The following is an 11,685-nucleotide window of genomic DNA, read 5'->3' as shown; positions in this document are numbered from 1 at the left end:
AACTCATTTTCGCGAAATCCCTTATTTTCAAGCCCAAAACCGGGGTATTGCCAGTCGGGATCCGCGCCGGTTCCGCGTTTTGACGCTGCGGTTTTGGGACACTTCGCGTTGCAGTGCGGGACACTTGCCGTTGCAAAACGCGGCAATCCGCCGCCCAAAACGTTAAAAAACGCCGGGCGGCAGAGGGTTTCGAACACCTATTTAATGGGGGGCTTTGCGATTTTTGAAGGGTTCGAGACGGTTTGCCTCACACCTCGAACTCCTTCCTCAATTCGAGATACGCGCGCGCTGCAGCCATTGGGACCACCCCGTTACCGGCTGCAGCGGATCGGTCCCCCCCGCAGGCCAGCCCATCATCCAGTCGGTGAAGGCAGGGTTCTGCTGCAGCAGGGCTGCCCCCTTCGAGTGCGCGTCCCCAGCCAGCAAGGTCACCAGGCATCGGGGCGAAGAGGCCAGCGGCCCCGGCGTCCAGCCGGTGGCCTTCATCAGATCCCACATCACCTTCCAGCACAGCCCCGCCGTCCTCAGCGAGACCTGACCCCCGGTCTGATTCTGATCCGCCACAAACAGGAAGCTGCCGGGCCCCATCCGGATCGAGGTCCGGTTGCCGCCCTGCTTGTAGGTCGGCGTGGGCCAGAATGAAGAGCCTTTGCCTGATATGAGACCCGCCGGCTTCAGCCGCCGATTGCACGCGCGCTGCAACCCGGCAGCCCATGCCTTGAAGGTCGCCGACGACGTCTTGCAGGCCAAGGGTGAGATGGCCGGCGACGTTTTCAAAGAAGCACCATTCCGGCTGCACTTCGCGGATGATGCGGGCAACGTCGGGTCAGAGGTGCCGGGGATCCTGGCCGCGCTTACGGTCGCCGCTGAGGGTGAAGGGTTGGCAGGGATATTGGTGCGGTAAATGGTCCGCATCCGCCAGTACCGGCCTTATTCGCTCTGCTCCCCAGCCCAGCCGTGCCGTTGCACAATGGCCCGGAAGTCATCTTTGAACGCTGCAAAGCCTGTGCCCACCGCATCGGCATTACAGCCATGTCAAACGTCTCCTGACATTTGGGATAGCAGGCCGTCAGTGGTGCTGATGAGGAGAAAATTAAGAAACTTCGGCGACACTCTGTTCCAAACAGACAGCATGCAGGTGAATCCTGCAGGACGTATTCCAAAAGGAGTTCTATCAGTGTCGAATTCAGGCGCTCAGCATTTTCTGGCCTCCGAAGCCATCGCCAAATCGAATAAAAAACTTCCTGAGGTTTTACCAGGCAACGCACGTGCAGCTCTTGCCTTGGGTATTCGGCATGGAATGGTACAGCAATCTGAGGGAACCCCTGAGGCGCAGGCGATGGCCCTTTACGACCGGGCGAGAAAATTTGCCTTGAAACGGCAATACCGTGATGCTGAATACCTGTTGCGTCAGGCGTTGGAGCTCGACGGAAAGAACCGGAAGATCCACGCGGCTCTTGGTGAGACGCTGGAGATGACAAACCAGCATAGTAAGGCGCTTCTTGTTCATCTTGATGCACTCCGCCTTGATCCTTCGGACTCAAACAGCATGTCGTACATCGGCAGTTATCTGATGCGTCTTCACCAGGATGAGGAAGCAATCAATTACTTTGAGGCTGCCTATCAATTCGATCCAAAGAATGCGACCGCATTTGCAAGGATGCTGTTCTTGCAGAGAAGAAGGTGCGATTGGACACATCTTGCTAACCTGGACAAAAAGCTGAAGCTGCTGAAAGAGACACAAGCGGTCGTTGATCCGTTTGCCTCCTTGTCAGTGGTTGACGATCCGGAACTCCAGAAGAAACTCTCTGTAAAAGTTGCCATGACACATAAAACGGTGGCCGGAGACGTTGACTTTGCCCGGCCGCGTGCAAATGGCAGAAAGATCCGGTTGGGATACTTCTCCAGCGACTTCTTTGATCATGCCACAATGTTCTTGATCGGCCGGCAATTTGAGATGCACAATCGGGAGCGTTTCGAAATTTATATTTACGACTACGGTAGGGACAGAGATCAAGAGGGCAAGCGGAGAGCAGAAAAAGCGGCAGACACATATAGGCATGTGGCCGACAAAGAAAACAATGAAATTGCGGAAATCGCGCGAATGGACGGGCTGGATATTGCCGTAGATTTGAAGGGGTATACAAGGGACAACCGCCTGAACATCTTTAATGAGCGGCTGGCTCCTGTGCATGTTACTTATTTGGGTTACCCCGGCACCTGCGGTGTCAAGGAAATGGACTACATGGTAGCTGATCCCGTCACGATCCCGGCTCAATTGCGAAAGCACTATACCGAAAAAATCTTGTATATGCCCGATTGCTATCAGCCAAATGACGATAAACGCTCCGCATCAGCGAACAAGCCATCCCGTTCCGATGTTGGATTGCCGGAGGATGCGTTCGTGTTTTGCTCCTTCAATAGTCCGTACAAGGTATCGCCTGAAGAGTTCGATATTTGGATGAAACTCCTGAAGAAGGTACCGAGCAGCGTCCTTTGGTTCTACTGCAATGAAGGTGGAGCTCAGAAAAATATTGTCAAAGAAGCTAAGAGGCGAGGTGTTCCCGCCGACCGGATAGTTTTCGCCGGATTTGCAGATCAAAGTGATCACTTGGCCCGCTTGCCTCTTGCAGATATCTTTTTGGATACTTTTGCAGTGAACGCGCATACCACCGCAAGCGACGCTTTGTGGGCCGGGGTGCCTGTTGTCACCAAAATCGGCAAACAGTTTGCGGCGCGTGTCGCTGCCAGTCTACTCCATAACGTTGGAATGCAGGAACTTGTGGCCAGTTCGCCTCAAAAATATCAGGCTCTTGCACTCAAACTGGCGCGGGATCAAAAGTATCTTGCAGATGTGAAAGCAAGGGTCAAACAGGGGATCGCAGAAGGGCCTCTGTATGACACTCAAAAGTTCACTCGGAATTTCGAGGCCTTGATGGAAAAAACCCTCGAGAGGGTCAATGCAGGTCTGAAGCCGGAACACATCAGCCTGACCTGATCTCGGGTTAGCGGAATGCAACGGAGCGTAGTCACGTCTGCGCTCCGTTTTGTTTTGCAGCTTTAAACCCGGTCTTCTGGCTACAGCAACCGGACCTGGGTGCCGATCTGCACCATTTCAAACAGCTCCTCGGCGTGCTGATTGTAGAGGCCGATACAGCCGGAGGAGCTTTGCCGTCCGATCTTGCGGGTGTCGTGGGTCCCGTGCACCAGATAGGCCGGCCAGTCCAGATACATTGCCCGGGTGCCCAGCGGGTTGCCGGGAACGCCGCCCTCGATCCGGACGGGCAGGGTTGGATCACGCTCGCGCATGGAGGCGGTCGGAGTCCAGCTTGGGTTTTCCCGTTTGCGCACCACTTTGGTGTAGCCGCGTTTGGTCAGATCCTCGGTCATCGGCACAGAGGAGGGGAACAGCCGGTAGGTTTCACCGTCCGGCCCCCAGTAATGCAGCGCGCGGGAGCTGATATCGGCCAGCAAGCAGCCGGCGCCGAGCGTGTCGAAATGATCCTGCCAGTCCTGCTGCGTGAAGGCGGACAGATTGCGCTGCACCGCTACCTCTTCGCGAATGGGGGGCTCGTCTTGCGGGAAGGCATCCGTCGATTGCGCCCGCAGGACGGCCGGAGCGGCCAAAGTGGCGCCAAGGCCCATCAGGGTGGCGCGGCGGGTGATTTTGAGTTTGGTCATTTTTCCTCAACCGTGCTGCTCTAAAACTCCACAGCAAGATAAGCTGGCGCACGGATTTTCCTAGAGGCGGCATAGCGGAATTGCGGCGCCTCACAAGCTTGTGTTGCGGGGGGCGGCGGAACACCGCCACCTCCGCAATACCGCCCTATGAGGCGTCAGGAGTACAGCGGCCGGGCCTGGGCGAAGGACAGCAGGCGCTTGCTGTCTTCATCCCACAGGTGCAGCCGGGCATTGGCCAGGCTTTCGCGGATGGTCATCCGGTTGCCTTCGGACAGTTCCGCATGATCGCGCAGCACTTCGGTCAGGCGGTAGAACGGGATGCGGCTGTAAAGGTGATGCACATGGTGGATGCCGATATTGGCGCTGATCCACTGCAGAACCGGCGGCAGCACATAGTGCGAGCTGCCATGCAGGGCGGCGTCATGCAGCTGCCAGTCTTCTTCCTGTTCCCATTGAGTGGTCTCAAATTGATGCTGCACATAGAACAGCCACATGCCTGCTGTTGCGGCGACCAATGTTGCCGGCACAAAGATCAGCAGAAGCGGCATCAGCCCGCCAAAGTACCAGATAATGCCGACAGCTGTGAGGATCACCGCATTGGTGCCCATCGCGCTGATCCAATAGCGGGCCTGGTTCATCAGACCGTAGGGAATGCGGTTTTGCAGGAAGAACAGGTAGCCGGGGCCAAACCCGAACAGGGTCACGGGGTGGCGGTAGATCCGGTACATCAGCCGGTCCCAGCGTCCCAGCGCCCGGTATTCGGCCACGGTCATCGTGTGGATGTCGCCCATGCCGCGCTTGCCCAGGTTGCCATGGGTGCTGTGGTGGATTGAATGGGTGCGGCGCCAAACGTCATACGGGGTGAGGGTCAGAACGCCGATGATGCGGCCGACCCAATCGCTGACATGGCGGTTGCGGAAGAAGGAACCGTGACCGCAATCATGCTGGATGGTGAATAGGCGCAACAGGAAAGCCGCGATCAGAATGGAGATCGCCAGCGTCAGCCAATAGCTGACCGACAGCGACCACCAGGCCAGAGCCCAGAGCAGGAGAAAGGGGACAACCGTGACCGCCAGTTCAAACGCGCTGCGCCTGTGATCGGGTTCCCTGTATTGCGCGAGGACCTTCACCCAGTCGCGCGCCGTTTTCTCGGCCGCCTGCGGCCTGGTGGAGTCTGGGGAGTTGCTCATACGCCTGCCGTTTTATTTGTCTGATGCAGACCGGATAGACTACCAGACGCGTGGGGCAAGTGAAATTCTGCCGCAGGCCCGCCAAAACAGGGTCAATTCAGCCTAAACTGCGAAATAGTGATCGATTGGCCCCGGATTTTTGAAGTCTGATCAAAAAAAATGAGGCCCCGGAAATCCGGAGCCTCTGATTGTTTCCGGCCTGGCCGGAAGGTCAGTCCATTGCTTTGAAGTTGAACTCGCCGCCTTCCTTGATGCCCGAGGGCCAGCGCGAGGTCACGGTCTTGGTGCGGGAGTAGAACTTGAAGCTGTCGGGGCCGTGCTGGTTCAGGTCGCCGAACATGGATTTCTTCCAGCCGCCGAAGGTGTGATAGGCCAGCGGCACCGGGATCGGCACGTTGATGCCGACCATGCCGATGTTGACGCGGCTTGCGAAATCACGGGCGGTGTCGCCGTCGCGGGTAAAGATCGCGGTGCCGTTGCCGTATTCGTGATCCATCGCCAGTTTCAGCGCGTCCTCATAGCTGTCTGCACGCACGGTGGACAGAACCGGGCCAAAGATTTCCTGCTTGTAGATATCCATGTCCGGGGTCACCCGGTCAAACAGATGGGCGCCGACAAAAAAGCCGTCCTCGTAGCCCTGCAGTTTGAAGTCGCGGTTGTCGACCACCAGTTCCGCGCCCTGATCGACGCCGGACTGGATCAGGCCCAGAATGCGTTCTTTGGAGGCCGCGGTCACAACCGGACCCAGGTCCACGTCGTCGCCTGCGGTGTAGGGGCCGACTTTCAGCTTCTCAATGCGCGGGATGAGCTTTTCGATCAGCTTGTCGGCGGTTTCCTCACCCACCGGCACCGCAACCGAGATCGCCATGCAGCGTTCGCCAGCCGCGCCGAAGCCTGCACCGACCAGCGCGTCGGCGGCCTGGTCCAGATCGGCGTCGGGCATAACAATCATATGGTTCTTGGCGCCGCCGAAACACTGGGCGCGCTTGCCGTTGGCGGTGGCGCGGGAATAGATGTACTGCGCGATCGGGGTGGAGCCGACAAAGGACACGCCCTGGATGATCTCGCTGTCGAGCAGGGTATCAACCGCTTCGCGGTCGCCGTTCACTACCTGGAACACGCCTGCGGGCAGGCCGGCTTCGACAAACAGCTCGGCCAGCATCAGCGGCACCGAGGGGTCGCGCTCGGAGGGTTTCAGCACTACGGCGTTGCCGCAGGCCAGGGCCGGGCCGACGTGCCACAGCGGCATCATGGCGGGGAAGTTGAACGGCATGATCGAGGCAACGACGCCTAGCGGCTGGCGCATGGAATACATGTCGATGCCGGGGCCGGCGCTGTCGGTGAATTCACCCTTCAGCATTTGCGGCGCGCCGATGCAGTATTCGATCACTTCCAAACCGCGCTGCAGGTCGCCCTTGGCGTCGGGAATGGTCTTGCCGTGCTCACGGCTCAGCGCCTCGGCCAGCTTGTCCATGTCGCGGTTCATCAGGCCGACCATGGCCATCATCACGCGGGCGCGCTTCTGCGGGTTGGTGGCGCCCCAGGCGGGCTGTGCCGCCGCTGCCTTTTCAATGGCGTCAGTGGTTTCCACAACACTGGCCATCGGGCACAGATACTGCACTTCGCCGGTTGCAGGGTTGAAGATATCGTCAAAACGGCCCGAGGTGCCGGAGATCAGTGCGCCGTTAATAAAATGGCCGAGTTCTTTCATCGGATCCTCCTCTGTTCATCTTGCCTTAATCCTAGGCTTGCAAAAATCATCGGAAAAGAGGAAAGATTTCAAAGAGGCTTTGCAGGAACGCAAAAGGTTAACAGAACGTTAGCAGCAAGACGGAGGACCCGGGCCAATGGATCCGCAGTGGGATGATATGAAAGTGTTTTTGGCGGTGGCACGGGAGGCGAGCCTGTCAGGCGCCGGCCGTATCCTCAAAATGGACCCCGCAACGGTGGGACGGCGGGTCGCCCGGTTTGAGGCCGCACTGGAAACACCGCTGTTTGTGAAATCGCCGCAGGGCTATGCGCTGAGTGCCGCGGGCGACCGTCTGCTGGTCCATGCCGAAGCGGCCGAACAGGCCATGCGCGCCGGGACCGAAGCGCTGAGCGGCCCCAGCGACACCATGTCCGGGCAGATACGTATCGGCGCCCCGGACGGCAGCGCCAACTATCTGTTGCCGCAGGTCTGCGCCCGGATCGCCGAGGAAAACCCGGATCTGGACATCCAGATCGTGGCGCTGCCGCGGGTGATCAACCTCAGCCGCCGCGAGGCGGATATGGCAGTGACCGTCAGCGCGCCGACAGCGGGCAAGCTGCTGGTGCAGAAGATCTGCGACTACCGGCTGCATCTGGTCGCCTCGCGTCATTACCTGAAGAACCATCCGCCGATCACCGGGCTGGCGGATCTGAAGGGCCACAAGATGATCGGCTACATCCCCGACATGATTTTCGACAAGGAACTGGACTATCTGAACGACATCGGGGTCGAACGGGTGGCGCTGGCATCGAATTCCGTGTCAGTGCAGATCAAGATGGCCGCCCAGGGCACGGCGATCTGCATTGCGCATGACTTCAGCCTGCCGGCGCATCGGATGCTGCGCAAGATCCTGACCGACAAGGTCAGCCTCAGCCGCAGTTTCCATCTGGTGCGCCACCAGGGCGACCAGCGCAGCGAGCGGTTGAACCGCTTTGCCCAGGCGTTGTCGAAAGGTATCCGCGACGAGGTGGCCCGGCTGGAAGCCTTGACTTAAAGCTGCGTTGCGGCACACTTAATCGAAACGCGCCAATATTATGGAGGTCTGCAACGTGCTCGTTCAGGTCATTTTGAAGTCCAAAGCCACCAACGGTGTGGTCACGATCAAGCCGGATGCCAGCGTGTCGGAAGCAGCAAAGCTTTTGGCCGAGAACAAATTCGGTTCCGTTGTAGTTTCCGCGGATGGAGAAAAACCCGATGGCATTCTGTCCGAGCGCGATATTGTCCGTGAGCTTGCCGTCAGCGGGCCCGGCTGCCTGAGCAAACCTGTCAGCGAATACATGACGCGCAAGCTGGTGACCTGCACCAGCCAGTCGAATGTCGGCGGTGTGCTGCAGCAGATGACCGAAGGGCGTTTCCGCCATATGCCGGTTGTCGAAGATGGAAAACTTGTTGGGATCGTAACGCTTGGCGATCTGGTCAAAGCGCAGCTGGCGCAGGTGGCAATGGAGAAAGATGCCCTGCAAGGCATGATCATGGGGCACTAAGCCGCAGCGGCGGTGTCCGTATTTCTGCCCTCTTGCAATGACGGCTGCAAATATGTTTGCCTGTGCAGAAATTTGACAAAGCAGGAGGCCGCCGATGCGTGTGGGTCTGTATCCCGGCACCTTTGACCCGATCACCATCGGGCATATCGACATTATCCGCCGCGCCAGCGCGATGGTGGATAAACTGGTTATCGGCGTGGCAATCAACCGCGACAAGGGGCCGCTGTTTGACCTGGAAGAGCGGGTTGAGATGATCGAGGCGGAATGCGCCAAGCTCAGCACCGAAACCGGGACCGAAATTGTTGCGCATCCGTTTGAAAACCTGCTGATCGACTGCGCCCGCGACGTCGGCGCGCAAATCATCGTGCGCGGCCTGCGGGCGGTTGCCGATTTCGAGTATGAGTTTCAGATGGTCGGTATGAACCGGGCGTTGGACAGTTCGATCGAGACCGTGTTCCTGATGGCAGAGGCACGGCACCAGGCGATCGCATCAAAACTGGTCAAGGAAATCGCCCGGCTGGACGGCGACGTGTCGAAATTCGTCACTCCGCTGGTCAACGACAAGCTGCTGGAGCGTTTGGGCAAGACCGCATGAACCGGCGTGGGGTAAACCCGCTGAGTGCAGTGCGGGCCGCAGGCTGACGCGGGAGGGGCGCTGCCCCTCTTGGCCGCAGGCCAATTCACCCCGGGGTATTTTAGACCAGAAAGAAGCAAAACCGGCACAGGCGGCGTCGAAACCTGTGGCAGGCGGCCACAGACCGGTCAGCGCCAGAAGGCGACCCAGTCGATCAGGGCAAACAGTTTCTTGCCCAGGAAGATCATGTGCTGATCGCCGAACATGGCGATGTCGATCACCGCGGCGGCAATCAGGAACACGCCGAGGGAAATGGCAATCCGGTTGGTCATCGGGGCTCCGCCGCAATAGAAAACGCCCGCCCAGATAACCTGAGCGGGCGTGAAGTCTCAAGAGGTTAGGCCGGGATCAGCCCAGTTTGCCCATCGCGACGGCCACATCGGCCATGCGGACCGAGAAACCCCATTCATTGTCGTACCAGGCCAGAACCCGTACCATGCGGCCGTCCAGCACCCGGGTCTGATCCGGTGCAAAGATCGAGCTCTCGGGCGAGTGGTTGAAGTCGCAGGAGACCAGCGGTGCCGGCTCATAGCCCAGAACGCCCTTCATCGGGCCTTCGGCGGCTTCCTTGACGGCGGCGTTGATCTGCTCAGGGGTCACATCGCGGCCAGCGCGGAAAGTCAGGTCCACGGCGGAGACATTCGGGGTCGGCACGCGGATGGCGGAACCATCAAGGCGGCCTTTCAGGTTCGGCAGCACCTCACCCAGGGCCTTGGCGGCGCCGGTCGAGGTCGGGATCATCGACATGGCAGCGGCGCGGGCGCGGTACAGGTCCTTGTGGCGGCGGTCCAGAGTCGGCTGGTCGCCGGTGTAGGCGTGGATGGTGGTCATGATGCCGTGCTCGATGCCGAACGCCTCGTCCAGCACCTTGGCCAGCGGCGCCAGGCAGTTGGTGGTGCAGGAGCCGTTGGAGATCATGGTGTCGGCGGCGGTCAGCTGGTCGTCGTTGACGCCGAAGACGATGGTCTTGTCGACGTTTTTGCCGGGGGCGGACAGCAGTACTTTCTTCGCACCGCGCTCCAGATGCGCTTTGGCTTTTTCACCGTCGTTGAACTTGCCGGTGCATTCCAGAACCACGTCGCAGCCCGACCAGTCCAGCTCAGCCATGTCGTAGGTCGAGAACATCTGCATGTCGCCGCGGCCCAGGTTCATGGTGCCTTCGCCAATGGTGACCTCGCCGGGGAAACGGCCATGCACGCTATCGTATTTGATCAGGTGGGCTGCGGTCTCCAGCGGGCCGGTGGCGTTCACCTTGATCACTTCGATGTCGTCGCGGCCCGATGCTGCGATATGCGACAGGGTGCAGCGTCCGATGCGGCCAAAACCGTTGATCCCGACTTTGATGGTCATGAGTTACGTCTCCAAGCGAGCAAAAACCTTTGATCGCCATATAGACCGGTGCAGATGTGGTCTAAAGAGGTAAAAGCGTCATTAAATGAAACTGTTAGCGCAAAAAGCGAACGATGGCGCTAACGGTTTGCGGCGGTGGCGTTAACGGAAATCGGCTGGGTGCGGACGGTGGCGCTAACGCTTGTGCTGCGGCGCGGAAGCGGGCAGATTGCCCCCGAACGCGGACAGGATTTGAGGGATTGGGTATGAGCGGTTTGCTGGCGCTTCTGGATGATGTGGCGGGGATTGCCAAGGTTGCGGCGGCCTCGGTCGATGATGTGGCGGCGGCGGCGGGCAAGGCCGGCGCCAAGACCGCGGGCGTGATCATCGACGATGCGGCGGTGACGCCGAAGTACCTGCAGGGCTTTGCGCCTGCGCGCGAGCTGCCGATCATCTGGCGCATCACCCGCGGGTCTCTGTTCAACAAGCTGATCCTGTTGATGCCGGTGGCGATGCTGCTGGCGAATTTTGCGCCGTGGCTCATTACGCCCTTGCTGATGCTGGGCGGGTCGTACCTGTGCTTTGAGGGGGCCGAGAAGATCTTTCACGTGCTGTTCCCCCATGCCAGTCACGCCATTGACGAAGACATGAGCGTCAAGGACCCCGGCCATCTGGAGGAGCAGAAGATCAAAGGCGCGATCAAGACCGATTTCATCCTGTCCGCCGAGATCATGACAATCGCGCTGGCTGCCATTGAGGCGCCAAACGTCTGGATCCAAGGGGCGACGCTGGCGGTGGTGGCGATTGGGGTGACGCTGGCGGTCTACGGCTCTGTCGCGCTGATCGTGAAGATGGATGATGTGGGGCTGTATATGGCTGAGAATGCCCCGACACCCATCGGCCGCGGGCTGGGGCGCGGGCTGGTGAAATTCATGCCGGTTCTGATGTGGATCCTGTCCGTGGTCGGCACCGCAGCGATGCTGTGGGTTGGCGGCTCCATCATCATTCACGGGCTGGAGGTACTGGGCTTTGGCTGGCTGGGCCATCTGATCCACGACTGGGCCTATGCCGTGGGCCACGCAGTGCCTGCCGCCTGGACCGGCTTTGCAGAGTGGACGGCCAAGGCGGCGATGGACGGGGTGTTTGGGGTTGCCTGGGGCCTGGTGCTGATCCCGCTGGCGACCAAGGTGATTGGGCCCTTGATTTCCAAGTCCTGAAGGCTGCCCCGCCAATTGGCCAATACCGACAACAACACCCTACTCATTAAGACGAACAATCAAACACTCAGTTTTCACAAGGAAAAAAATGTTAAGGAAAATATCAAAGCGTGCAGTCACTGCACTGGTTGTTTCAGCTTCTTTCCTTTCGGCTTGTGCGACCTCAGAACACACAGCGAGCACACCAGCACCGACCTTCTCAAACACTGGCCTGGCTAGCACTGGTGTGATCATTAAGATGCCAACCGAACAGCAAAGGCTGCGTTACATTAGCGCCACGGTCTCAAAACGCTCAAACAACGGTCCGCACGCGGGTTATCCAGTAAAAGTTGGCCTCAGAGTTTCAGAGGGAACTTCGTACACCAAGTCCAACGTTTTTTTGTCGCCACTAAACCGCGAC

General features: G+C 59.1%; 12 protein-coding genes. 6 read left to right on the top strand and 6 right to left on the bottom strand.

Annotated features, from left to right (window positions below; translation table 11 throughout):
- Positions 1–247 precede the first annotated feature (247 nt).
- A complete protein-coding gene (locus tag ETW24_RS10295; RefSeq protein ID WP_164982728.1) occupies positions 248–799 on the bottom strand; it encodes a DNA cytosine methyltransferase in 552 nt (183 codons plus the stop codon).
- Between ETW24_RS10295 and ETW24_RS24490 the strand changes: the two genes are divergently transcribed.
- Together ETW24_RS24490 and ETW24_RS10290 are read left to right on the top strand one after the other, a co-directional pair.
- Positions 719–904 carry a hypothetical protein gene (locus ETW24_RS24490; protein ID WP_205877426.1) on the top strand — a complete coding sequence of 62 codons (186 nt, stop codon included), beginning with the start codon at positions 719–721 and terminating at the stop codon, positions 902–904. The two genes, ETW24_RS10295 and ETW24_RS24490, sit on opposite strands and share 81 nt — an antisense overlap.
- Before the next feature lie 177 nt (positions 905–1,081).
- The gene (locus tag ETW24_RS10290) at positions 1,082–2,998 is read left to right on the top strand and encodes an O-linked N-acetylglucosamine transferase, SPINDLY family protein (RefSeq protein ID WP_254695751.1); all 1,917 of its coding nucleotides are present in this window, start codon (positions 1,082–1,084) and stop codon (positions 2,996–2,998) included.
- 80 nt (positions 2,999–3,078) lie between these two features.
- Here ETW24_RS10290 and ETW24_RS10285 read toward each other — a convergent pair whose 3' ends face one another.
- From ETW24_RS10285 to ETW24_RS10275, 3 genes are all read right to left on the bottom strand, one after another.
- On the bottom strand, positions 3,079–3,681 hold the full coding sequence (locus ETW24_RS10285) for a L,D-transpeptidase (RefSeq protein WP_129370974.1): 603 nt from the start codon (positions 3,679–3,681) through the stop codon (positions 3,079–3,081).
- Positions 3,682–3,836: 155 nt separating this feature from the next.
- A complete protein-coding gene (locus ETW24_RS10280) occupies positions 3,837–4,871 on the bottom strand; it encodes a fatty acid desaturase (RefSeq protein ID WP_129370973.1) in 1,035 nt (344 codons plus the stop codon).
- A gap of 211 nt (positions 4,872–5,082) precedes the next feature.
- Entirely contained in the window at positions 5,083–6,582 is a 1,500-nt protein-coding gene (locus tag ETW24_RS10275; RefSeq protein ID WP_129370972.1) for a CoA-acylating methylmalonate-semialdehyde dehydrogenase, read from the bottom strand.
- Positions 6,583–6,718: 136 nt separating this feature from the next.
- Here ETW24_RS10275 and ETW24_RS10270 point away from each other — a divergent pair, with 136 nt between their 5' ends.
- The 3 genes from ETW24_RS10270 (at position 6,719) to coaD (ending at position 8,700) form a co-directional block, all read left to right on the top strand.
- Entirely contained in the window at positions 6,719–7,615 is an 897-nt protein-coding gene (locus ETW24_RS10270; RefSeq protein ID WP_129370971.1) for a LysR family transcriptional regulator, read from the top strand.
- A 55-nt stretch (positions 7,616–7,670) separates the two neighbouring features.
- A complete protein-coding gene (locus ETW24_RS10265; protein ID WP_129370970.1) occupies positions 7,671–8,105 on the top strand; it encodes a CBS domain-containing protein in 435 nt (144 codons plus the stop codon).
- Between the two features lie 94 nt (positions 8,106–8,199).
- On the top strand, positions 8,200–8,700 hold the full coding sequence (gene coaD, locus ETW24_RS10260) for a pantetheine-phosphate adenylyltransferase (RefSeq protein WP_129370969.1): 501 nt from the start codon (positions 8,200–8,202) through the stop codon (positions 8,698–8,700).
- Between the two features lie 167 nt (positions 8,701–8,867).
- Here the strand turns inward: coaD and ETW24_RS24270 are convergent, their stop codons facing one another.
- Both ETW24_RS24270 and gap read right to left on the bottom strand, forming a co-directional pair.
- Positions 8,868–9,011, bottom strand: a complete 144-nt coding sequence (locus ETW24_RS24270) for a hypothetical protein (RefSeq protein WP_027259049.1) — start codon at positions 9,009–9,011, stop codon at positions 8,868–8,870.
- 76 nt (positions 9,012–9,087) lie between these two features.
- Entirely contained in the window at positions 9,088–10,089 is a 1,002-nt protein-coding gene (gene gap, locus ETW24_RS10255) for a type I glyceraldehyde-3-phosphate dehydrogenase (RefSeq protein ID WP_129370968.1), read from the bottom strand.
- Between the two features lie 245 nt (positions 10,090–10,334).
- Here gap and ETW24_RS10250 point away from each other — a divergent pair, with 245 nt between their 5' ends.
- Complete coding sequence (locus ETW24_RS10250) at positions 10,335–11,285, top strand: DUF808 domain-containing protein (protein ID WP_129370967.1); 951 nt, start codon at positions 10,335–10,337, stop codon at positions 11,283–11,285.
- Positions 11,286–11,685: the final 400 nt, after the last annotated feature.

The sequence above is a fragment of the Leisingera sp. NJS204 genome, from assembly GCF_004123675.1.
Lineage (GTDB): Bacteria > Pseudomonadota > Alphaproteobacteria > Rhodobacterales > Rhodobacteraceae > Leisingera.
The sequence above is the reverse complement of the archived record's forward strand: the minus strand, read 5'-3'. Positions and strand labels throughout refer to the sequence as shown.